A 22,775-nucleotide genomic window follows, 5' to 3' on the forward strand; every position below is an offset into this window, starting at 1 on the left:
ACGAAAGGGCGCTGACCTTTTGGTCGCGCCCTTGAAGTTGAACGTCAGATTGTCCAAATGCGGCCCGCGCAGCGTCGACTGGTTACGGCGTTTGTAAAACGCCGTAACCTACTGAATGAGCATGGCGTCGCCAAAGCTGAAGAAGCGGTAGCGCTCCTCGATGGCGGCGGCGTAGGCATCCATGATCTGGTCGCGGGTGGCAAGCGCGCTTACGAGCATCATGAGCGTGGAGCGAGGCACATGGAAGTTCGTGATCAGCGCGTCGACCACATGATAGGTCGAGCCGGGCATGAGGTAGAGCTGCGTTGTCGCGTTCTCGCGCACCACGATGTCACCGCGGCCAAGTGTATCGGCCCCGTCCTCGCGGCCCTCAAAATAGCGCGCCGTCACGGCCGGATCGGACACCGGCGCGTCCGCGTCAAAGGCGCTCTCGAGCGAGCGCACTGCGGTGGTACCGACAGCAATCACGCGATGCCCCTCGGCCTTAGCCTTATGCACGGCGTCGACAACCTCCTGCGACACGTGGTAGCGCTCGGTGTGCATCACGTGCTGCGTGGGGTCGTCCTCCTCCACCAGACGGAAGGTATCGATACCCACCTCGAGCTCGACGGCGGCAAACTTGGCACCCTTGGCCTCGATGGCAGCCATGAGCTCGGGAGTAAAATGCAGACCCGCCGTGGGAGCAGCGGCCGAATGCTCCTCCTTCATGGCGTAGACGGTCTGGTACTTCTCGGGATCGCCCTCGTAATCGGTAATGTAGGGCGGCAGCGGCACGTGGCCGGCAGCATGGATGGCCTCGTCGAGCGTGCGCGGCTCGCCGGCGGCATTGCAACCGGCCGGCTCAAAGCGTACCAGGCGGCCGCCGCGGCTATCGGTGACAAAGTCGACAACCTCGGCCGTCAGCACCATGGGAGCCCCCTCGGGCGCATGGGCGCCACCGGCGCGATACTCAATATGAGCACCGGGCTTCAGGCGCTTGCCCGGCTTGACCAAGCACTCCCAAACATGGCCCAGCGGATCCACGTCCTCGCGGCGCTTGAGCAGCAGAGTCTCGACCACGCCGCCCGAGCCGGCTTTGCGACCGATCAGGCGAGCCGGCATCACGCGCGTCTGATTGATGACGAGCACGTCGCCCGGCTCGATATAGTCGATGATGTCGCGGAAGATGCGGTGCTCAACGGTACCGCCGTGCTCCAGCGGCGTTCCCGCCTGGGAGCCCTTGCGATCCACCACCAGCAGGCGGCAGGAGTCGCGCGGCTCGGCAGGAGCCTGGGCAATGAGCTCTTCGGGCAGGTTATAGTCAAAATCATCGGTACGCATCTTTGCCTCTTTCACAAAGCGCGTCAGTCGAAAAAATCGACTGACGCGCACATCATTCTCCCCTGTATCCTATCAGCTTGTTGAGAGAAATATAGTATGGAAACAGATTTGCGACTGTTTTCTCAACGCCCTGCTACTTAAGCGTTGCGTACATCACCGCCTTAATCGTATGCATGCGATTCTCCGCTTCTTGGAAAACACGAGACTTATCGGACTCAAAAACCTCGTCCGTGACTTCCATTTCGGTAACTCCAAACTTCTCAGCAATTTCGGCACCAACAGTAGTATTAGTATCGTGGAAGCTCGGAAGGCAGTGGAGGAAAATCGCCTCGGGCTTTGCCATAGACATCACCTCAGCGGTCACACGATACGGCGACATGAGCTTAATGCGGCTTTCCCACAGCTCTGCGGGCTGACCCATGCCAACCCAAACATCCGTGTAAATTACATCGGCATCACGAGCGCCTTCCTCAATATCCTCTGTAATGGTAATCGTCGATCCATGCTCGGCCGCAATACGACTACATTCTGCAAGGAGTTCAGGATCATAGGATGTAGCCCCCTCCGAATTTCCCCCGATTGGGCCGCAAGAACAGTAGTTAATGCCGAGCTTAGCGCAAATGACCATGAGCGAATCAGCGACGTTTCCGGCCGCCTTACCAAAAAATGTAAGTTTCCTGCCCTTAATCTCTCCAAACTCTTCACGCATGGTCAGAATATCGGCAAGCACTTGAGTCGGGTGAAATTCAGTAGTCAGCCCATTCCAAACGGGAACCCCAGCTTTTGCAGCAAGCTCCTCAACCTTCGCCTGTTCAAAGCCGCGGTATTCAATTCCGTCATACATGCGGCCAAGGACGCGAGCCGTGTCCTCAATCGACTCCTTTTTACCCATCTGAGACGAGCCCGGATCCAAATAAGTTACACCCATGCCAAGGTCAAGTGCACCAACTTCGAAGGCGCAGCGAGTACGCGTGGAAGTCTTCTCAAATAGCAAAACAATATTCTTGCCTTCAAGGTATTTATGCGGAACACCGGCACGCTTCATGCTTTTGAAGTTAGCAGAAAGCTCAAGCAGATACTCAATCTCTTCCGTCGTGTAATCAAGCAGCTTCAGAAAACTGCGCCCAGCGATATTAACACCCATATTCGCCATCTCCCATCACAGTGGATTTGCAACTAAATATCTTCGCGCCAGAAGGGCATGCTCATGCAGCGCGGGCCACCACGACCGCGGGACAGTTCCTCGGAGGGAACGACCAAAAGTTCCAAACCGTTCTTGTAGAGCTCATCATTTGTGACAACATTGCGCTCGTAAACACAGACTTTACCAGGAGCAACGGCAAGAGTGTTCGACCCGTCGTTCCACTGCTCGCGAGATGCCTCAACCATATCGCCGGCACCGCACTCAATAAGCTGCACCTTCTCCACGCCAGTAGCCATTTCAAGAATATGTTCAAGCGTGTCATCAATCTCTTGAACAGCGACCATTCCCTCAGAGTCACCACGAGTCAGACGATAAACACGAAGGGTCTCAAAAATACCGGGATAAACTGTGAACTTATCGAAATCCACCATGGTGCAAACGGTGTCAAGATGCATGTAAGCATAGCCGTTGGGGATTTTAATAGCGTAAACGGTATCGATCTCAGAATTCCCAGATCCCCAGAACAAATTCTTTGCAAGCTCCTCAATCGCAGCCGCCTCAGTTCGCTGGCTAATTCCAATAGCCAAGGTATGAGCGTTAATGTTAAGCACATCACCGCCCTCGATATGCCAGGGATTCTTATGGTCGTACCAAATCGGAGTCCCTGCATAATCGGGATGGTATTTGAAAATCGCTTCGTAGAAGGGCACTTCACGATCTCGCTGTTTCCAATACATATGGTGAAGCAGAACGCCTTTGCCCACGGAAGCAAGAGGATCGCGAGAGAAATATGAACTCGGAAGAGGCTTCAACACCAAATCATCGGGCTTCGCATCCTCATTATCCATCATACTAAGCGTAGTCGAAACGCGAGGCAGCTCAAGGTCACGATAACGATACCCCCCCATAGCCTCAAGTACAAACTGATACGAATCTGAAATAGCGTCGAGCTTTTCACGAACAGCCTGCTCAAGCATAGGATTGACAATCCCGCTCTCAGCCATAAATGTATCGGTAAACTCAGCGCGAGCCGAGGGGCATGCATCCAGCGCTTCAGCAACGAGTTTCTCCATATAGAGAACCTCAACACCTTCGCTCCTCAGAAGATCCGCAAAGGCATCATGCTCCTTTTGAGCCACATCAAGATAGAAACAGTCGTGAATCCAGACATCCTCGAACTCTTCTGCCTTTACGTTCACAAGGTCACGACCGGGGCGGTGAAGCACAACTTTCTTGAGCTTACCAATCTCGCTGTGTACATTCAGTCCTTTAGACATTCCTGTTACTCCATTTCAGCCATGAAACCTACAGGGCAATAAGTCCCGAGATTGCTACGAATACGATATTGATGAGCGACACGACCAAGAAGAATTTCCAAACGGTCTTCCACCACTGGCCAAGCTTGATCTTGCACACGCCCAAACCCGCTACAAGAATGGCGCTAGTAGGACAGATCAAAGACATCGTCGCGCTACCCATGGAGAGAGCCCACACGGCGGCCTCGGGATTTAGGCCCATGAGTTCGGTCAAAGGTCCAAAAATGGGAGCGGTCAGTGCTGCAAGGCCAGATGAGCTGGGAACCAGAATCGCCAGGAGGTTCTCAACCGCATAAAGAAGCGTAGTAAAGAGAACCGCCGGGATGCCGCCCAGACCAGTGGCGAGCGCATTGAGGATGGTATCGATGATCATGCCGTCAGAGGCAATGACAAGGATGCCACGCGCAAGTCCAACGACAATTGCCGAGAAAGCAAAGTCAGCGATACCCGCAACAAATTCCTGAGCGATGACGTCCTGACTAAAGCCCGCAATAACACCAGCCAACAGGCCCATGGCCAAAAAGACCGCAGAAATCTCGTTCATATACCAGCCCTGGGTCACAAGTCCCCAGATGATAAGGCACATACCAGCGATAAATACCGCAAGCACGCCTTTTTGACGACCCGTAAATTCCGCGTCAAGGGCAGATTCATCGGCAGCGAACTCGACTTTCTTGGCGATATCATCCTCAAATGTGATCGATGACTCAGGGTTCTTCTTTACCCTTCGTGCATAGAGGACAACCCAAGTAATTGCAACGGCAGTCAAAACAACCCAGGCAATCATACGCAGCCACAGCTGGGGGTTGCCCTGAATACCAAGAATACCTTGCGCAATGAGAACATTAAACGGATTAATCGTTGAGGCGATGTAACCCGTGCGCGCTCCAACGAACACGACCATGAACGCCGTCATCGAGTCGAAGCCCATAGCCATCATAATTGGCATGAAGATCGCAAAGAACGGGAGAGTTTCTTCCGCCATGCCAAAGCTCGTTCCGCCCAATGCAAAGAGAACCATCGCAATAGGAATAATTAGAATGTCTTTGTTCTTAAAGCGGCGAACGACACGACCCATTCCGCTCGTGATAGCGCCCGTTTTAGTAATAACCTGAAACGAACCGCCCACAATCAAGATGAATGCAACGACCTCAATTGCCTCTTGTATACCGCGCGTTGGAGCCTGAAGAACATCGAAGACGCCTTGTCTGAGATCTACTTCATCCCCGGTTTCCTCGTCAATATATGTCTTTTCACTCTGCTCATACGTACCTGCGACAGTGACTTCACGACCGTTCACCTCCTGACGCTGATAGGACCCAGAGGGAACAATCCACGTGAGAACAGCGAAGATGACCATAAGTGCAAAGATGATCGCATATACGTGCGGGACCTTGAACTGCTTGATGCCTTTCGAACTTTCCGCTGCCATATCTCCTCCTTCATTCCTTTTCCCATCTATCCAGCTGGCACCATAAATGTATGAGGTTGCTCAGCGGTGGTCGGCCAACCATCGCCATCGTGTCGCTTTTCACCTATGAACGGCAGCTAAAGTGACGTTATTAATCAATCTGATATTTAAAATTGATGTTATTTATCAATTACATACGTCTTTTAACTTTTCCGCAACACAACAAGGAACCTGCCTTAGCCTTATATAAAAACCAGCAGGACAGGAGACAGACATGCAAGGCGTACACATAACAAATGAAATCGGTCATTTAAAAGCCGTACTTGTCCATCGACCAGGAACTGAAACACAAAACTACCCTGATGCCGACTTCAGCCAAGTTTTCTCCCTGCGAAAATGGAGTGGTCGTTTTGACCTCGACAAAGCAATATATGAGCACGATTCCATGGTTCAATTGCTTGAGAAGCATGGCGTAGAAACCATTGAAATTAGGGACCTTCTCGAAGACTCACTTGAAACTGAGCCCCAATCACTTAAATGTTTTATTGATGACTACCTCCGTTGCAGTGGGGCAACAGGCAGAGAGTTCCTCGAGACAATAACCCAGCTGTTTGAGAACGCTAAGAACACCCAGGAATTGGTGAATATAGTACTTAACGGCATTCGCTTTGGAGACACTGAGCTATGTTCAAACCAGTCGGAAACACTACGGGCGCTCGTGCACGAGCAATTTGACCCCGCCTCGCTCTTGGTCAATCCCCTCAACACGCTTTTTTTCACTCGTGATCCTGCTGTGGTAGTCGGAGACGGCATCATCCTAAATCATATGTATTGGCCTGAGCGTGATCGTGAGGTCGCCTTATACCGGCAGATATTCACCCACCACAAGATCATGGGAGAAACCCCGGTATGTGATTTGAACAGGAGTAGTTACCATATCGAAGGCGGAGACATTCTTGTTATCAGTGCTAAGACATTATTAGTTGGAATCTCTGACCGAACTGAACCCGCCGCCGTCGAGTCACTTGCCAAAGAGCTCCTGACCTCAAATAAATTCCAGACCACCGAGCTAATTGCGATTCGAGTCCCCTCTGACGGGCTGCGTATCCACCTCGATACGTTCATAAGTAGAATTGATCACGACGCGTTCCTCATCGATCGTGAGATATGCAATGCCGTTGATGCATACAGCATTCAACTAAAACGATCCGGAAAGGGCCTTACGATCACTCCTATCGATCGCACGATTCCGGAAATACTCTCTGCAGCCTGTTGCGAACCAATAAAAGTAATTGACTGCGGAGGCGGGAATCAAACCGCCTACGAAAGAGAGCGCCGGAACAACGCAACGTCTATCCTTGCGCTCTCGCCAGGAAAACTATGCGTATATGAAGAAAACGTTTGGACCAACGAAGCGCTTGAGAAAGCAGGAATGGAATTATTCCCGTTATCCATTGACGAGCTCACCAAAGGCTATGGTGGCACAAACTGTCTATGCCTCCCTCTGTGGCGAGAGGATCTATAGCCATGGGCTTCGGGGCAAATATTCGTAAACTCCGCACCATGGAGCACCTTGGTCAGGCGCAACTTGCAGAGATGTTGGGGGTATCTAAAGAGACCGTTTGTCGTTGGGAAAAAAGTCGGTATGCCCCCCGTGAGCGCCATATCGAAAAGTTACAAGCGCTCTTCGGTTGCACCCGCGATGAACTTGTTGGCGAGGAAAACGGTTTGGCCGTAAAGCTCGCAAATAAAAGAATCGTCACCGACGAAGACCCTGCTATCCACGAAATGGAGGGCGCATTTCCCGTCATCGATATCGAATCGCAAAAGCGCCGCATCACGCACAGCCAACAAAATGCTTGCGCGCCTGTAGACGTAGCCAAGCGTCACCCACATAGCGTTTTCGTTAAAATCAAAGGTGACGAAATGTCCCGCATTTACCCTCCCGGCAGCTTACTACTTGTCGATACCACCGCAAAGCCTTGGAACGGCTGTGCTGTATTGGCGCTCGCAGACGGTAAAACACCGGTAATTAGGCGATTTGCAGAAGGAAACGACATGATTGTGCTGTCGTCCCATTCATATGCAACAGCAAGTCCGGATCTGATGTTTAACAAACGGAGGATTAGAATCATAGGAGTCGTCGTTTGGTATCAAGCGAGCCACGATCACACGCTTAATTAAATCGACTTTCCCAAAAACGACCGTACCGCACAGACAGCTCAAAGCCCCAGCCCAAAAGAACTACTTTTTGGACGCTTTGCGCTCGTCGCGGATGCGGGCGCGGTCCATGGCCGCCTCGACAGCCGAGAAGCGGCAGCCACAGTAGTTCTGCCGATACATGCCCAGTTCGCGCGAACGACGCGTGGCCTCGGGGTAATACGGGCGAAAATCGCGAATCACCGGAGTGAGACCGCGGGCAGCAGCCAGACGCTCCAACACATCATTGCAGGTTTCGAACAACTGGTACGGCGAGACGGCGAGCGTCGTGCCCACAAACTCAAACCCGCGCTCCTGGGCCACACGGCACGCCTCGGCCAGACGCAGGGCATAGCATGCGCGACAGCGACGGGCTCGATCGGCGCCCAGCGGGGCCACGCCGGCCTCCCAGCGCCCCCGGTCCTCCCCCGCCTCGATAAGATCGATGTCGCCATCGGCACACCACCGGCGCAGCTCGTCCAAACGCCGCTGCCATTCATCGTGCGGCTGAATATTGGGGTTTGTCCAGCAGATTGTGGGCTCAAACCCTTCCTCGCGCAGCAGGCGGACCGGCTCAAGAGAGCACGGCGCACAGCACGCATGCAGCAACAACGGCTTCATCGACATCTCCTCACCCGAAAAAGCGCACGCCAAAGGACGTATCCTCGCAGGCGACAATGCGGCGGTCGCGCAAAATGGTCCGCACGTAATACCAGTCGCCCACACAGCCCGACAAATGCAAGCCGGCCGCCAGGTAGCACAGCAGCGGATAGCCCGAAAACGCAAACCCCAGGGCAAGCGCCGCCGTCACAACAACCGTCGGCGCCAGGCAAACCGCCATGTACCGCCGGCGCGAATACACAACGCCCTCTGCGCAGGCATAGATCATCGCCGTCTCGCGATTCGCCCCAAAGGTCACCTTCGCGCCCGCAGGCGCCAGCAGCTTAAAAAACACACCGTGCACCAGCTCGTGCACGGCGAACGACGCCATTGAGATCGCAGCCAAGCCGACTATCCAGCCCACGACAGCCATCCAGCCGCCCGCGTCAGCCGCATCCAAGTCTGCAGGCCCACCCAGCAACATAAACACCGGCACCAAGCACACGGCAAATGCGCCGAGCACGGTCATCCCCCACACAAAGCAGGCGTGCAGAAAATCCTCGTCTTCAAACGCATGTATGTTGGAAATCTCATTCATAGCATCTTAGGATAGCGCCCCTGCCACGTACCCGTCCGCATGTGCGATAATGTCGAACGATATGCACGAATTGACCACCGCGCCGCCGAGCCCCACGCCCGGCTGCGCTCTCACCATATGCGAAGGAGTCCCATGGCATCCAAATACTCCATGAACGACCGTCCCAGCTGGCCTCGCCGCGCCATCGTTACCGCCGGCGAGCCCTACGGCAACAAGGGCCTTCACTTTGGCCACGTTGGCGGCGTCTTTGTCCCTGCCGACTTCTTCGCCCGCTTCCTGCGCGACCGTCTGGGCCGCGAGAACGTCATCTTCACCTCGGGCACCGACTGCTACGGCTCGCCCATCATGGAGAGCTACCGCAAGCTCAAGGAGAACGAAGGCTACGATAAGTCCATCGGCGAGTATGTCGAGTCCAATCACTCCCGCCAGGCCGCGACCCTCAACAACTACAACATCAGCTGCGATATCTACGGCGGCTCGGGCCTTGAGCCGGCTGCGCAGATTCACAACGAGGTGACCGCCGAGATTATCGAGCGTCTGCACGAACAGGGCACCATCTCCAAGCGCTCCACGCTGCAGTTCTACGACGCCAAGGCCGGCACGTTCCTCAACGGCCGCCAGGTGATCGGCCGCTGTCCCATCCAGGGCTGCAAGTCCGAGAAAGCCTACGCCGACGAGTGCGACCTGGGTCACCAGTTTGAGCCCGAGGAGCTCATCGCGCCCAAGAGCCAGCTCACCGGCGAGGTGCCCGAGCTGCGCCCGGTCGACAACCTCTACTTCGACCTGCCGGCCTACCTCGACTTTATGAAGACCTACACCGCCAAGCTCGCCCAGAACCCGCAGGTTCGCTCCGTGGTCTCCAAGACCATGGATGAGTGGCTGCTGCCGGCTCAGCTCTACATTCAGAACAAATTCCGCGAGGCCTTCGACGCCGTCGAGGACCAGCTCCCCGAGCACACCGTGCTGGAGCCCGAGGGCAACAAGAGCAGCTTTACCGTCACCTTCCCCAGCTGGAAGGAGCGCGATGACGCCCACGCGGTGCTCGCCAACGGCGGCGTGCGCTTCCGCAGCGGCAAGGCACTCGTGCCCTTCCGCATCACCGGCAACATCGACTGGGGCGTTCCGGTGCCCGAGGTCGATGGCGTCTCCGACGTCACCTGCTGGTGCTGGCCCGAGAGCCTGTGGGCGCCCATCAGCTATACGCGTACCGTGCTCGCGCGCGATGCCAAGGCCGCCGGCGTGACCGAGGGCGTCGCCGCCCAGGATGCCGCCCTCATGGGCGAGCCCGCTGCCGACTCCACGCAGGTCCCCGCGCCCACCTACCAGCACAGCTCGCTCGACTGGCGCGACTGGTGGTGCTCAGACGACGCACAGATCTACCAGTTTATCGGTCAGGACAACATCTACTTCTACTGCATCGCGCAGACCGCCATGTGGGAGGCCCTGGGATGGGACCTCACGCAGAGCACCGTCAGCGCCTGCTACCACCTGCTCTACATGGGCAAAAAGGCCAGCTCGTCCTCGCAGACGCCGCCCCCGCCGGCAGACGACCTGCTCAACCACTACACCTGCGAGCAGATGCGTGCGCACTGGCTGTCGCTCGGCCTGTCCGAAAAGCCGGTGAGCTTTAGCCCCAAGGCATACGACACGCGTGTGACCGGCAAGGACAAGGACGGCAACGAGGTGCGCGCCTGCGACGACAAGCGCGTTATCGATCCGGCCCTTAAGGAGAGCGCCCTTTTGACCGGCGTATTCAACCGTCTGGCCCGCAGCTGCTTCTACGGCGTCGCCGTCAAGGAAGGCGACGAGAGCCCCTATCGCAACGGCTGCATCCCCGCCGGTGCCGCCTCTGCCGCCGTGGTCGAGGCTGCCGAGCAGGCAGCTCTTGCCTTTGAGCAGGCCATGTACAAGTTCGAGACGCACCGCGCGCTTGCCGTGTGCGACGACTACCTGCGCGCCGCCAACAAGCGCTGGAGCGACGCCTCCAAGGCCGCCAACAAGCTCGAGGGCGACGAAGCAAACGCAGCGATGACGCAGGCCCTGGTTGATGCCTTTACCGAGCTGCGCGTGGCGACCGTCCTGATGCACGGTATCGTCCCGGCCGGCTGCGAACTCATCTGCGAGTACTTCGACGTCGATCCGGTCGCCTTCTTTAGCTGGGATAACATCTTTGCCTCCACGGACGAGTTCGTAGAGAGCCTGGGCGAGAAGCCCGGCGACCACCGCGTGAAGCCGCTGCCCCCGCGCTTCGACTTCTTTAGCAAGCACGAGAGCCAGTACTAAAGCACGCCAGCAGCGGCGTGCCCGGAAAGTAGTCAATTTGGGACGGGAAGGAAAGACGGATGTCCAAGCCGCGTCGTCGTAAGCAGAAAAAGCAGGTCAAGCCCGAGCTCAAGCTCAGGCAATTTGCCGCCACCGAGCTTTCCGACCAGCTTGCCGCCCTTCCCTGCGCCGCCGACCTGCCGCGCTTTATGGTCGATACGGTCGCTGGCGCCTATGCCCTCACCGATGCCGAGCTCATGATCGAGGGCTTTGGCGCCGCAGCCGCACGCCCGGTCACGCTGCGCGCCAACACGCTCAAGGCAACCGCCGAGGACATCGCTGCGGCGCTCGATGCCGCCGGCATCGCGCACCAAACCGTTACCTGGTATCCGGACGCCTTTATCCTGCCCGAGGCCCAGGTTTCCGATCTGTGGGATCTCGACATCTACCGCGACGGCAAGATCTATCTGCAGAGCCTGTCGTCCATGATGCCGCCTTTGGTGTTGGATGCTCAGGCCGGCGAGGACATCCTGGACATGTGCGCAGCCCCTGGCGGCAAGACGACGCAGATCGCCGCCCTCACCCAGGGCCAGGCACACCTCACCGCCTGCGAGATGAGCATTCCCCGCGCCGAGAAGCTCGAAGCCAACCTCCACCGCCAAGGTGCCAAAAACGTGCCCGTCATGCGCATCGACGCACGCGAGCTCGACGAGTTCTTCCGCTTTGACCGCATCCTGCTCGACGCTCCCTGCACCGGCACGGGCACCGTCATCAGCGGCAACGAGAAAAGCCTGCGCGGCCTGACCGAGCAGCTGCTGAGCAAGTGTGCCCGCTCGCAGCGAGCACTTCTGGACCGCGCCATGGGAGCCCTTAAACCGGGCGGCACGCTCGTCTATTCGACCTGTTCAATCTTGCCGCAGGAAAACGAGGACGCCCTGCAAGAGGCCCTCGACAAGCATATGGACTGCGAGCTCATCCCCCTCGACGGCACGCCAAGCGAAAGTGAAGCACGCCGCGCCCAGGATGCCGGCGAGGAGCCGCATATCGAGAGCAACGCTCTCACCGAGGCCATCGCCGCGGGTCAGGTATCGGCCATCGCCAACGGCCTGCCCGGCACGCTCACCATTCCGCCTAGCCGCGACTTTGAGGGCTTCTACATTGCCCTGATCCGAAAACGCAGCTAGCGCACGGATTCAAAACTCAACAAGCTATCTCTGTGCGCGTTTGCCCTGCTGGTCACGATGTTGTTTAAGCGTCGCGCGCTCTTTGCGTTCGGCCCTTTTGCCCTTAATGGCCGTGACCACAAAGTAGATGACCGCGGCGGCTACGATTGCGCCCACGCATAGGCCAATCGAGCCCAACATTGCCGAAAATTCCATACCGCGTCACCTCTCTTTTAAACGGGACTTTCAAGATAGCACCTCGATACCCGCCACCACAGCTCCTTCACGTTCGCCGGCCCTTCGGTCTAACGGATGGCGCGGCGGGGAAAAATCAACTCGTCAAACGATTTAGCATTCGCAATTCCGGCTGCATAGCGCCGGCCGTTATCACATAGAATCGAGCCTCCATGGATACCCTCAACGATCTAAATGAGCGCGTCGACGCCTTCGTCGGCACCAGCTCCTTCGACACGCCTGCCGCGGCAAACGACCAAGCTCCCATCGATGTGCCCGCCGAGGTTCACGAGGACATCGTCGCCTCGGTCGATTTCTCCGAGGTCGAGCTCGCAGACGAGTTCACCGAGCCCCAGGTAGCCGTGACCCCCAACGGACTGCTCCCCATGGAGCCCCTGCCCATCGACGGACGTCTGCGCAAGGCTGCCCTTCGCATGCCCGACGAGATCGAGGAGGCCAGCGGCTTCACGCTCTTCGGCCGCCGCATCAAGTCGCTCATTTACACCACCGATGTCGCGGTTATCCGCAACTCCAACGCCGATGCCGTTTTTGCGGTCTACCCTTTCACGCCGCAGCCCGCCATTACGCAAGCGCTGCTGACCGTCGCCGAGTGCCCGGTCTTTGTAGGCGTGGGCGGCGGAACTACGACCGGTAAGCGCTCCGTGCAGATGGCAGCCGTCTCCGAGATGCAGGGCGCGGCGGGCTGCGTGGTCAACTCCCCCGCCACTGCCGAGATGGTCGAGCACATCACCAACATCGCCGACATCCCCGTCATCGCCACGGTCGTTCGCTGCGACGACGATGCTCACGCCAAGGTGCGCGCCGGAGCCAAGATTCTCAACATCGCCGCCGGCAAGAACACGCCCCAGGTCCTACGCGAGCTGCGCGAGCACTATCCCAACCTGCCGCTCATCGCACCGGGCGGCAAGACGCCCGAGAGCATCCGTGAAACCATCGCCGCCGGCGCCAACGCCATCATCTGGACGCCGCCTTCGGCCCAGCAGCTACAGACCGACATGATGCAGCGTTATCGCAAGATGAAGGAAGACGCCACACCTGTCATCTCGCGCGACGATGTGCCCATTATCGACCAGGTCGCCGCCGCCGAGGTCAGCCAAGTCGAGAATATGAATCCCGACGTGCCGATTCCCGACGAAGTCATCGAGCGCGTCGCTTCGATCCACGAGCGCGTCGAGGAGCATCGCGCCAATCGCGGCCTCAAGCCATCACTGCACGGCTTCTTCTTCCGCGGAAAGAAACGCTAGCCGCAACAGCAAGGCCCGCCCCACAAACGTGAGGCGGGCCGTTATCGTTTGAGCAATCATGCAGCGACGTGATGGAGCAAATTAATCCACGCGCTTGTCGCCCATAAAGAAGAGCGCCACCGTACCAGGTCCGGTATGCGAGCCAATCAGAGTACCGATGTCATTGATCTCAATCTTGCCTTTAAGCTGCGGAACCTGTTCCTCAATCAGCGCCGCAACTGCCTCGGCATCCTCGCGGCACGCCGAGTGCGACATGATGCACTTACCCGAATAATCCGCACCGTCCTGCACGTGTGCCATCATGGTCTTGGCCATCTCGGAAATCGCGCGCTTCTTAGTGCGAATCTTCTCACGTGGCGACAGCTTGCCGTCGCAATCGACCGTCATAAGCGGGCAAATCTTAAGCGCCGTGCCGATGATCGCACTCGCAGCCGAAATGCGACCGCCTCGTAGATAGCTCGACAGATCGGTCGAGAAGAACCAGTGGTGCAGGTTGAGTTTGTGCTCCTCGATCCAGGCAGCCGTCTCGTCGAGTGAAGCCCCGCTATCGCGCACGTCGGCGGCATATTCCAGCAACAGGCCAAAGCCCGAAGACGCCGCCAGCGAATCGATGACGCGCACCTTGCCGCCCTGGGGATAGCGATCCGCGAGCATCTGCGCCGCAACGCAGGCCGATCCATACGTGCCCGAAATACCCGACGACAACGCCAGGTGCAGCACGTCTTTACCCTCGGCAACAAACGGCTCCCAAAACTCCTTGTACTCACCCACGCTCACCTGAGACGTCTTGGGCATGGCGCCCGCGGCAATCTGGGCAAAAAACTTGTCCGGCGTAATCGACTGATACAGATCGTCCGTATGGACAACATCGTCGATCTCGTAATGAAAACACACGACAGGGATATTGCGCGACGCAAAGAACTCACGGGTTCGGTCGGCGGCGGATTCACAGGTCAGGACAAAATCACTCATATGAGGCTCCTTACTCATTGCTGCGCAAATTATCGCACAGTGAGCCTACATACGGTACATATGTCCACTATTTACCAAATCGAACCAAAAATAGCGAACATCTTTACCACCATCGTCTCCACCGGCCCCACGCATAAATATCTGAGAAAACACCTTCTGTCGTCTCCACTCAACCGCCATATCCACCTCAACTAAATCGATTTACCAAACCGTTCAGCCGACAATTCAGCCGCCGGCGCAAAATCGAAACAAAAGCGGCGCATACTGATAAACGTTTGACGCTGTTTATCAGTTTTACCAGCCCCATCGGAAGGTGTTTCATGGTCGCATTCGATCGCAACCCGCAAGACTTCAAGTATCTGCGCCTGCTGTCGAGACAGTTCCCCACCGAACAATCCGCGTTTACCGAAATTATCAACCTCTCGGCCATCCTCAACCTACCCAAGGGCACCGAGCATTTTATGAGCGACGTGCATGGCGAGTACGAAGCCTTTATGCACATCCTCAACAACTGCTCGGGCGTCGTGCGCGAGCATGTCGACGAGATTTTTGGCGACACGCTCTCCTTTGACGAAAAGGGCGAGCTGTGCACGCTCATCTACTACCCGCGCGAGAAGATCGACCTGGTCCGCAGCCAGCGCGAGGACTCGCCAACTTGGTACAAGACGATGCTTGACCAGCTCATCATGGTCGCTCGCTCGCTTTCAAGCCGCTACACGCGCTCCAAGGTGCGTAAGGCCATCCCGCGCGACTACGCCTATATCATCGACGAGTTGTTGCACACGCACCCGGACGAGAACAACTATCGCGTGCGCTATCACGAGCGCATCGTGGAGTCCATCCTGGAGACCGCCAGCGCCGACGACTTTATCGAGTCGCTCGCCTCGCTCATCAAGCGCCTGGCCGTCGACCACCTGCACCTGGTGGGCGACATCTTCGACCGCGGCGGCGGCGCGGCCAAGATTATGGACCGTCTGCTCACCTACCATTCACTCGACATCCAGTGGGGCAACCACGACCTACTGTGGATGGGCGCTGCGGCCGGTGAGCCCGCCTGCATCGCCACGGTGTTGCGCAACAACCTACGCTACGACAACTACGAGATCCTGGAGAACGACTACGACATCTCGCTGCGTGAGCTTGTCGCCTTTGCCGATGCCACCTACACCGCCGGTGAGTCCATCACCCCGCTGATCAAGGCCATCAACGTGCTGCTCTTTAAGCTCGAGGGCCAGATTATCCAGCGCCACCCCGAGTTCGATATGACCGACCGCCTGTTACTCGACAAGATCGACCACGACACCGGCACGGTCACGCTCGCCGACGGCAGCGTGTGGCCGCTCACGACCAACGACTTCCCCACCGTCGACCCGGCGGACCCCTACACGCTCACGTCTCAGGAGCAGCACATCATCGACAAGCTCGTGTCCGAGTTTGTCACCGCCGATCACCTGCATCGCCATATCGATTTCCTCTACACCCACGGCTCGATGTACAAGGTCGCCAACGGCAACCTGCTCTTCCACGGCTGCGTTCCACTCAACGAAGACGGCACCTTCAGCAGCATGAACTGCCTGGGCACCTGGCACGCTGGCCGCGATTATCTCGATTTTTGCGACCACATCGCCCGCCGCGCGTGGCGCGTGGGCGACCGCGATGCCCTCGACTGGATGTGGTACCTGTGGATTGGCTTCAATTCACCCGCCAGCGGACGCCTGGTGCGTACCTTTGAGCGCGCCTATATCGCCGATAAGAGCACCTGGGTCGAGCCGATGGACCCGTACTTTACGCTTACCAAGTCGCCCTCGGTCTGCGATGATATCATGCGCGAGTTTGGCGTCGCGGCCATGGCATGCTCGCCGACCGGCCACATCATCAACGGCCACACGCCCGTTAAAACCACCAAGGGTGAGCAGCCCATCCGCGCCGAGGGCAAGCTACTGGTCATCGATGGCGGCTTCTGCCGCGCTTACCATCCCAAGACGGGCATCGCCGGCTATACGCTCATCTCGAGCTCGCGCGGCTGCCGCCTCAAGTCGCACCGGGCCTTTACGACGGTTGCCGAGGCACTCACGCGCAACGTGGACATCGAGAGCGAGACCAACCGTTTTGACCAAGCAGACCGTCGCCGCATGGTGAGCGACACCGATACTGGCGCCAAGATTCGCAGCCAGATCCAGGACCTGCGCCAGCTGCTCGATGCATATAGAAACGGTGCTATCGAGGAGCGCGCCTAGCACCACCCGCGGGGATTGGCTAAACTTGCTAAGTTTGTCATCCCCGCGGCGCTTCGGCGCCAGCTTAAGGCAGGTACCATGCAAAAGCTCCTTGCGCAGATTATGAAATTTGGCGTCGTCGGTGTCATTGCCACGGTTATCGACTTTGGCATTATGAATCTGCTCCACTACGGTCTGGGCCTCAACATCCTAATCGCCAACACCAGCGGCTTTATCATCTCACTCATCTTTAACTACCTCGCAAGCATGAAATACGTGTTTGCGCACAAGGAAGGCATGAGCCGCCGCCGCGAGTTCATCATCTTTGTCGTGCTGTCCGTGATCGGTTTGGTGCTCAACGATGGCATCGTGCTGGCGCTCAACGCCGGCCTGGGACTCGAGGCCAATATCGCCAAGATCTGTGCCACCGCGCTTGTCATGGTCTACAACTTTGTGACCCGAAAAATCTTCCTGGAGGGCGACGAGACAAAATAGCTCGAAACCCCTGTAGCATTACGGCGCCCACGGACGACGCGCACTCAGCGCAGTATCGTCCGTGGGTGTCGCTCGTTTACGGGCAAATTTTCAACGTTTGCGGATTAGCTCTTGAAAATTTGGCGAGTTCATATAGTTCTTGGCAAAGACCTTACGTTTCCCTTGTAAAAGCTCTAAAGTATCCTCTGCTCGATTCATCAACGCATTGGATGTGATTACGTGCGCAAGGCGCTGGCACAACCTCATACCAAGCAGTTCCTCAAGTTTGCCGTCGTGGGTCTTATCTCCTTTGGCATCGACTGGGGCATGCTCATTGCGCTCGTCGAGCTGTTCCACCTCGACTTTTTGATGAGCACCACGGTTTCGTTTATCACATCCGTCGTGGTCAACTACTGGCTCAGCATGAAGTACGTGTTCGACCACCGCGAAGGCATGAGCCGCAAGCGCGAGTTCACGATCTTCACCATCCTGTCGGTGATCGGCCTGGGCCTCAACGACCTGTACATGTTTGTGGGCGTCACGTTTTTGAGCATCGGCTACGAGGCCATGAAGGCCATCGCCACATTCCTCGTCACCTGGTACAACTACTTCAGCCGCCGCTTCTTCCTCGAGGGCGCACGGTCGTAGTCGATTCACTATTTGCTTGAATGTATAACCGGTTGGAATTCCCGTTCCAACCGGTTTTTTGTTTGCCGAGAGACCCGGCGATCCAGTCCCATTCGCATGAAAAACGGGCGGCTCGGATGTTGGTCCGAACCGCCCGTCTGGCGCGCTATGTCGAGGCCTCTAGTCTGTAACGTAATACCAGACTACGTTGTCGCCGTTTGAGAGAACGTAGTTACTACAGGCCGTCATGGGCGTTGTGCCGTTGACGGAATACATCCAGCCGCTCGTGCCGCCGTACTGTTTCTCGGCCAAACCACCAATCGCAGAAACATACGTGCCGTACGATGAGCCGTGTGCGTTGACAGAGAGGCCCAGCGCGCACAGGGCATCGTAGACGGTAGCACCTTCGTTAAAGGTAAAGGTGCCACCAGAGGACACAGGATTGTCCACAGCGCTCGATGTGACCGAAACCGTCACCGTAACGTAGTTGGACTCCTGTGAGCCGCTCTGGCCGCCCGAGGAGGCGTTTCCACCATTAGAGGATGAGGCTCCATCAGACGACTGGCCACCGCCCGAAGAAGCACCGCCAGACGCATTGGAAGTATCACTGGCTCCCGTATTTTGGGCAGCGGATTTATCGCCAGACTTCTTGCCGCCCCGGTCCTCGGACTTCTTGCTATCCGAGTTTTTGTCCGATTCCTTGTTTGAAGACTCGGAATCGTCCTTGTCGTCGTTCGAACCCTTGGACTCGTCTTTTGCATCATTCGATGACTTGAAGCCCTCGGAACTGGCCTCGCCCGAAGCCGTAGTCGAGCCAGACGCCTTGGTGTCCTTGGTGACGACGCTCTCCCCCGTCACGGTCTGGACGATCCAATCAATGGACCAGGCGCCGCTTGTGGAAGGATGGACGAAACCCAGCGAGACGACGATCAGCGCAATGCACGCGGCGGTCAGGACGCCAGTAAGCGCCTTCCGTCGAGGGGCGGACGCCGCCGAAGCGGCGCCCTGTTGCTTTGCATCGTCGAGCTGAATGAACGAGGAATCTGGTTGCTTGGGGTCAGCGTCCTTGGATTTATTGGACACAGCCCTCACCTACCGACGTTTGGTGAACACGAACACGCCGACGATGGCGAGTCCGATGACGCCGGCGGCGATGCCAACGATGGCGAGCGGATTGGTGCCAGTCTCCTGCTCGGCAGCACTAGAGGACTTCTTAGCGGTGGTCGTGGAAGCAGCACCCGTATCGGACTTGGAATCGGACTTCTTGTCGGACTTGTTGTCCTTCTTGTCAGACTTCTTCTCATCCTTCTTGTCGGACTTGTTGTCCTTGGTCTCGGTCTTGGTCGACACCGTCGTCTTGGTCGTCGGCTTATGACCCGGGGCGACAGCGCCGCCCTTCGAGCCGGAGCCGGAACCCGTGCCAGTGCCAGCGCCAGTGCCGGAACCAGTACCGGTACCAGAACCGCCGCCGCCATTCGAACCAGCGCCGCCATTACCGCCAGGGTTAACGGCATTCTTGGTCCACTTGGCATACAGCGTCAGATCGGCCGTCACCGGCGTGCTAAAGTCATACGCCTGCGTGCAAGCCTCATCGGTATACCAACCGCCGAAAGTGTAGCCATCGCGCGTCGGATCGGCCGGCTTGACCAGCTTGCCATCGGCCGTGGCAACAAACTTAGTGTCGCAAGCAGACCCGCCGTTGGAATTAAAGGCAACCGTCCAAGACTCAACGGCCCCAAGCTTGAACAGCGTGCCCGAGTCATTGATGTAGTACAGGTTGCCAGATGCATCGGCAATGACCGGAGAGTCACAGTACTGGTAATGGCCAGCCGCATCATAAATCTGCGTCGCCTCTGCATCGCCGAGCGTATAGCGATACACGCCACCACCAGCAGAGTAGTTGACGTAATCCTTGCTATCCGCGCTATTAACGGTGAAGTACACATAGGTCTTGCCGCCCTGAACACTCACCAGCGGAGTAGCAGCAATACCGTTGAGGCCAGCCGGCAGCGCCTTGCCGTCGGCAGCAGCGACCATCGTGGTCTTACCCGTCTTCAGGTTATAGAGAACCAGAGCAGAGCCCGTAGCCGTCTGTCCGCCGACAATCAGATTGTCACCAGACACCGCAGGGGCGCTCAGATTATTCGTAAGGCCCAGATCAACCGTCTTCTGTTCACTCAGCACGCCCTTCGCCGAAAGCGAAATCACATGGAGCTTTCCGTCGTGCGTCATCTGATAGAAGGTCGAACCATTGGACGGATCGGCAATGCAATCGGCATTTGCGACAGCGCCGAGCTTCATGGTCGAAACGACATCGCCCGTCGTCTTATCAATGCACTTAAGCGTACCCGCGCTCGTAGGAACGATGGCATACTTATCCGTCAAAGCCGCACCAGTCCAGTAATAGCCCTCGGCAGGGTCGATGTTCTGCCAAGAAACTTCGCCCGTGGCAATCTTAATGCGCGCAAAGGAGCCGTTGCCGTAGGTCGCGTTGTAATTCTCGTCATACGAAATATCGACCGAGCCTACGTAGACGTACTCGCCGTCCGAAACGACGGTGCAGGAGCTCTGCGTCAAGTCCGTCAAACCAGGCGTCAGCCACTTGCAGATCAGCTTGTCTGCAGTAATCGCCTGGACCGCACCGCCGTTGAGCGGAACGATGATAAGGCCATTGGTATAGATCGGACGAGAGGTATAGCTCACCTTGGAGGCAAGCGGCGCAGAGGCAACCTTTTTGCCCGTGGACGAATCGATCTTAATGAGCTCGTTCTCGGTCGCGATGTACACAAAGCCGTTAGCAATGACAGGCTCGCTGCAGTTGGCATACTGCTGACCAGACTCGGCCTTCCAATCGAAGGCCCACTTAAGACCGGCGGCCTGCGCAGGCGTCTTGGCATCCGTTACGGTCGAACCGTTGCCACTGTTGCCGTAGCCGGCCCACTCGGCATCCCAATCAGGAGTCGTCGCGCTCGGATCCACGACAATCTTGTCGGGATCGGGCATGGGCGAATTATCGGTGGTATAGGCAAGCGTGACCTTATCGCCGCTCTTGAGCGTAATCTGATTGGCGCAGAGTAAGGAGGGCTCTCCGTTGATATACAGATGCCAATATTTATTGGTCGCAGCATCCCAACCATACGGCTTGTGATCGAACGGCGAAGTAATGGAATTCAGGAACCAGTACTCACCACTCTGGGAGCCGTTGTACGCAACGCCCTTGGCCTTCAGAACTGCCTCAATAAGGTTCTGGGCAGTAGAGCCTTCGGGCAGAGAAACGTTGCTTGCCGAGCCCCAGCGAGCATTGTTGCCGTTGACATCGGGACCGATAACATCGACAGACCCAAGAACCTGGCCAGGAAGGGCATCGGCGTCAGCACCATACATAAAGGTGACGGCATCGCCCTCATGGAGCTCGTAGGCACCGGCGCCAACGTCGGCGAACTTGCCATTTACGTAGAAGCGCCAATAGCTATTGGTCGCAGCATCCCAGCCATAGGACTTACCATCGAACGGCGAATAAATGCCGTTGAGGAACCAGCCCCAAGACGATTCGCTAGCATCGAGCTTAAGGCCGGTCTGCTCAAGGAGATCCTTGGCAGTAGAGCCCGCCTTGAGACTCGTCTGACCCGTCGAAGCCCAAACCTGCTGCTTGCCGTCCTTGTCCTTGCCAAGCACCTGAACGGAAGCATGGACAGAATCGGACGGCAACTGGTCGCCCCAGCCACCGTAGAACCACGTGACGGTATCGCCGGCATGGATGGTGACATTGTCCGCCGTATAGTCACTCGACTTGCCGTTGATAAACAGCTGCCAATAGGTCGAATAATCTTGGGGCGTACCCAGCTCAACACCGTTGTACTTAAGGCTCAGAATGAAGGAGCCAGCAGCAACGGCGTCGATGTCATTCGCCTCAAGCGCGACCTTCGTAAGGTCAAGTGCGCTCGAACCGGACGTCACCACATACTGCGCACTATCGACCCAAGTCTGAGTCTTGCCCTGGGCATCGCGACCAATGACGGTCACATTCGCAGCAAGCTGGTCCTTAACGACGGGGGATGCGCTACCACCCGTAAAGGCAAACTCAATCTTCTGCCCCGGGGCGAGCTTAACGCTGCTCGCGCCAACCGAGGAAGACACGCCGTCGACGAACAGCTGCCAGAAGGCATTAGTCGTCGGATCGTAGGCAAGCGTGCGGCCATCGCTCGGAGACGTGATGCTCTTGAGGTAGAAGCCGTATGCCGTGTTCGGTTCGTAATCCGCTTTAAAGCCCGTCTTCTGCTGCAGCTTAACGAAGGCATCCGCAGCCGTCGCGCCCTCGTCGAGCTTGAGCTGCGTAGGTGCCACCCAGGTCTGAGCCTTGCCGTCGGCGTCGGTGCCGATAATCGAGAACGAGACCTCGACTTGCTTCTTGGCGACATCGCCGGTTTCTGTCGGGTTCTCTGTCTGGACGGCAGTCGCGGCGGCAGATCCTGCTTGGCCAGTGGATGCCGTCGAAGACTGCACGCTCGTGGCAGGGCTCTCCCCCGTCGCCGAGCCTTCGTCGCCAGTTGCTGCCTCTGTTGTGGCGGCACTAGCTGCAGGCGCGCTCCCGGAATCCGAAACCTCGGCGCCGCTCTGCTCAGCGGCACCGCCCGCAAGCGCTGCGTCCTCGCCCGGCGTCGTAGCCTGAGCCACAGCATCGGCAATGCCCTCGGCGCCCTCGGCCCACAGCTGAGCCGGCGTGGTGCCAAAGGCCATCGCGAAGGCCAGGAATGCCACTAGGCCGCGCTTGGCTACACCGCGTGCAATCGCGCCACGGCGATGCATCGAGGCGCGCTCGCGCTCGTCCTCAAACATATCCATTTGTCCCCCATTGTCTGTACTTGGAGCGATGCCTTGAGGCTGCCCCACGTCATCGCGCATGTTGCGTTCGAGTTCCCCCATCGGGGTCCCCCTTCCCTCCAGAGCCCTATGCACACCGGCGGCATACGCCGC

General features: G+C 57.5%; 18 protein-coding genes. 8 read left to right on the top strand and 10 right to left on the bottom strand.

The annotated features are described in order from the left end of the window. Positions 1-108: 108 nt before the first annotated feature. From queA to PMX21_RS01110, 4 genes are all read right to left on the bottom strand, one after another. Positions 109-1,320: a tRNA preQ1(34) S-adenosylmethionine ribosyltransferase-isomerase QueA gene (gene queA / locus PMX21_RS01095; RefSeq protein WP_271757340.1), complete on the bottom strand. Its 1,212-nt coding sequence runs from the start codon at positions 1,318-1,320 to the stop codon at positions 109-111. A gap of 133 nt (positions 1,321-1,453) precedes the next feature. Continuing rightward, positions 1,454-2,464, bottom strand: a complete 1,011-nt coding sequence (gene argF / locus PMX21_RS01100) for an ornithine carbamoyltransferase (protein ID WP_055285784.1) — start codon at positions 2,462-2,464, stop codon at positions 1,454-1,456. A 32-nt stretch (positions 2,465-2,496) separates the two neighbouring features. Continuing rightward, on the bottom strand, positions 2,497-3,741 hold the full coding sequence (locus tag PMX21_RS01105; RefSeq protein ID WP_035137319.1) for an arginine deiminase: 1,245 nt from the start codon (positions 3,739-3,741) through the stop codon (positions 2,497-2,499). 28 nt (positions 3,742-3,769) lie between these two features. Further along, entirely contained in the window at positions 3,770-5,212 is a 1,443-nt protein-coding gene (locus PMX21_RS01110) for a YfcC family protein (protein ID WP_035137320.1), read from the bottom strand. Between the two features lie 253 nt (positions 5,213-5,465). Between PMX21_RS01110 and PMX21_RS01115 the strand changes: the two genes are divergently transcribed. After that, a complete protein-coding gene (locus tag PMX21_RS01115; RefSeq protein ID WP_035137321.1) occupies positions 5,466-6,716 on the top strand; it encodes an arginine deiminase in 1,251 nt (416 codons plus the stop codon). A gap of 2 nt (positions 6,717-6,718) precedes the next feature. After that, positions 6,719-7,375, top strand: a complete 657-nt coding sequence (locus tag PMX21_RS01120) for an XRE family transcriptional regulator (protein ID WP_052044062.1) — start codon at positions 6,719-6,721, stop codon at positions 7,373-7,375. A 60-nt stretch (positions 7,376-7,435) separates the two neighbouring features. Here PMX21_RS01120 and PMX21_RS01125 read toward each other — a convergent pair whose 3' ends face one another. Together PMX21_RS01125 and PMX21_RS01130 are read right to left on the bottom strand one after the other, a co-directional pair. Then, entirely contained in the window at positions 7,436-8,011 is a 576-nt protein-coding gene (locus tag PMX21_RS01125) for an epoxyqueuosine reductase QueH (RefSeq protein ID WP_271748825.1), read from the bottom strand. 10 nt (positions 8,012-8,021) lie between these two features. Beyond that, positions 8,022-8,588 (bottom strand): DUF3267 domain-containing protein, encoded by a 567-nt coding sequence (locus PMX21_RS01130; RefSeq protein WP_271748824.1) that lies wholly within the window; start codon positions 8,586-8,588, stop codon positions 8,022-8,024. A gap of 132 nt (positions 8,589-8,720) precedes the next feature. Between PMX21_RS01130 and PMX21_RS01135 the strand changes: the two genes are divergently transcribed. Both PMX21_RS01135 and PMX21_RS01140 read left to right on the top strand, forming a co-directional pair. After that, the gene (locus PMX21_RS01135; RefSeq protein ID WP_271757344.1) at positions 8,721-10,871 is read left to right on the top strand and encodes a class I tRNA ligase family protein; all 2,151 of its coding nucleotides are present in this window, start codon (positions 8,721-8,723) and stop codon (positions 10,869-10,871) included. Between the two features lie 59 nt (positions 10,872-10,930). Next, positions 10,931-12,034 carry an RsmB/NOP family class I SAM-dependent RNA methyltransferase gene (locus PMX21_RS01140; protein WP_271757347.1) on the top strand — a complete coding sequence of 368 codons (1,104 nt, stop codon included), beginning with the start codon at positions 10,931-10,933 and terminating at the stop codon, positions 12,032-12,034. A gap of 24 nt (positions 12,035-12,058) precedes the next feature. On the opposite strand, the gene PMX21_RS01145 is transcribed toward PMX21_RS01140, so the two are convergent. Further along, on the bottom strand, positions 12,059-12,229 hold the full coding sequence (locus tag PMX21_RS01145; protein ID WP_271757350.1) for a hypothetical protein: 171 nt from the start codon (positions 12,227-12,229) through the stop codon (positions 12,059-12,061). A 191-nt stretch (positions 12,230-12,420) separates the two neighbouring features. Between PMX21_RS01145 and PMX21_RS01150 the strand changes: the two genes are divergently transcribed. Beyond that, entirely contained in the window at positions 12,421-13,512 is a 1,092-nt protein-coding gene (locus tag PMX21_RS01150) for a beta/alpha barrel domain-containing protein (RefSeq protein WP_089572116.1), read from the top strand. Positions 13,513-13,593: 81 nt separating this feature from the next. On the opposite strand, the gene PMX21_RS01155 is transcribed toward PMX21_RS01150, so the two are convergent. Next, the gene (locus PMX21_RS01155; RefSeq protein WP_040359278.1) at positions 13,594-14,484 is read right to left on the bottom strand and encodes a DegV family protein; all 891 of its coding nucleotides are present in this window, start codon (positions 14,482-14,484) and stop codon (positions 13,594-13,596) included. A 320-nt stretch (positions 14,485-14,804) separates the two neighbouring features. Between PMX21_RS01155 and PMX21_RS01160 the strand changes: the two genes are divergently transcribed. The 3 genes from PMX21_RS01160 (at position 14,805) to PMX21_RS01170 (ending at position 17,822) form a co-directional block, all read left to right on the top strand. Next, entirely contained in the window at positions 14,805-16,721 is a 1,917-nt protein-coding gene (locus PMX21_RS01160; protein ID WP_271757353.1) for a fructose-1,6-bisphosphatase, read from the top strand. Between the two features lie 78 nt (positions 16,722-16,799). Then, on the top strand, positions 16,800-17,195 hold the full coding sequence (locus PMX21_RS01165; RefSeq protein ID WP_022095122.1) for a GtrA family protein: 396 nt from the start codon (positions 16,800-16,802) through the stop codon (positions 17,193-17,195). A 219-nt stretch (positions 17,196-17,414) separates the two neighbouring features. Beyond that, entirely contained in the window at positions 17,415-17,822 is a 408-nt protein-coding gene (locus PMX21_RS01170) for a GtrA family protein (protein WP_271757355.1), read from the top strand. 159 nt (positions 17,823-17,981) lie between these two features. Here PMX21_RS01170 and PMX21_RS01175 read toward each other — a convergent pair whose 3' ends face one another. Together PMX21_RS01175 and PMX21_RS01180 are read right to left on the bottom strand one after the other, a co-directional pair. Continuing rightward, positions 17,982-18,884 (bottom strand): DUF4430 domain-containing protein, encoded by a 903-nt coding sequence (locus tag PMX21_RS01175; protein WP_271757357.1) that lies wholly within the window; start codon positions 18,882-18,884, stop codon positions 17,982-17,984. Positions 18,885-18,893: 9 nt separating this feature from the next. After that, complete coding sequence (locus PMX21_RS01180) at positions 18,894-22,724, bottom strand: DUF4430 domain-containing protein (protein WP_271757360.1); 3,831 nt, start codon at positions 22,722-22,724, stop codon at positions 18,894-18,896. Positions 22,725-22,775: the final 51 nt, after the last annotated feature.

Source organism: Collinsella aerofaciens (assembly GCF_028209885.1).
Taxonomy (GTDB): Bacteria; Actinomycetota; Coriobacteriia; order Coriobacteriales; family Coriobacteriaceae; genus Collinsella; species Collinsella aerofaciens_BA.

Bases quoted from the DNA above. Each gene is read 5' to 3' on its own strand.
- PMX21_RS01125 (WP_271748825.1), bottom strand. From the start codon at position 8,011: ATGAAGCCGTTGTTGCTGCATGCGTGCTGTGCGCCGTGCTCTCTTGAG.
- PMX21_RS01140 (WP_271757347.1), top strand. From the start codon at position 10,931: ATGTCCAAGCCGCGTCGTCGTAAGCAGAAAAAGCAGGTCAAGCCCGAG.
- PMX21_RS01160 (WP_271757353.1), top strand. From the start codon at position 14,805: ATGGTCGCATTCGATCGCAACCCGCAAGACTTCAAGTATCTGCGCCTG.
- PMX21_RS01130 (WP_271748824.1), bottom strand. From the start codon at position 8,588: ATGAATGAGATTTCCAACATACATGCGTTTGAAGACGAGGATTTTCTG.
- PMX21_RS01150 (WP_089572116.1), top strand. From the start codon at position 12,421: ATGGATACCCTCAACGATCTAAATGAGCGCGTCGACGCCTTCGTCGGC.
- PMX21_RS01120 (WP_052044062.1), top strand. From the start codon at position 6,719: ATGGGCTTCGGGGCAAATATTCGTAAACTCCGCACCATGGAGCACCTT.
- argF (WP_055285784.1), bottom strand. From the start codon at position 2,464: ATGGGTGTTAATATCGCTGGGCGCAGTTTTCTGAAGCTGCTTGATTAC.
- queA (WP_271757340.1), bottom strand. From the start codon at position 1,320: ATGCGTACCGATGATTTTGACTATAACCTGCCCGAAGAGCTCATTGCC.
- PMX21_RS01145 (WP_271757350.1), bottom strand. From the start codon at position 12,229: ATGGAATTTTCGGCAATGTTGGGCTCGATTGGCCTATGCGTGGGCGCA.
- PMX21_RS01165 (WP_022095122.1), top strand. From the start codon at position 16,800: ATGCAAAAGCTCCTTGCGCAGATTATGAAATTTGGCGTCGTCGGTGTC.
- PMX21_RS01180 (WP_271757360.1), bottom strand. From the start codon at position 22,724: ATGGGGGAACTCGAACGCAACATGCGCGATGACGTGGGGCAGCCTCAA.
- PMX21_RS01105 (WP_035137319.1), bottom strand. From the start codon at position 3,741: ATGTCTAAAGGACTGAATGTACACAGCGAGATTGGTAAGCTCAAGAAA.
- PMX21_RS01135 (WP_271757344.1), top strand. From the start codon at position 8,721: ATGGCATCCAAATACTCCATGAACGACCGTCCCAGCTGGCCTCGCCGC.
- PMX21_RS01115 (WP_035137321.1), top strand. From the start codon at position 5,466: ATGCAAGGCGTACACATAACAAATGAAATCGGTCATTTAAAAGCCGTA.
- PMX21_RS01110 (WP_035137320.1), bottom strand. From the start codon at position 5,212: ATGGCAGCGGAAAGTTCGAAAGGCATCAAGCAGTTCAAGGTCCCGCAC.
- PMX21_RS01155 (WP_040359278.1), bottom strand. From the start codon at position 14,484: ATGAGTGATTTTGTCCTGACCTGTGAATCCGCCGCCGACCGAACCCGT.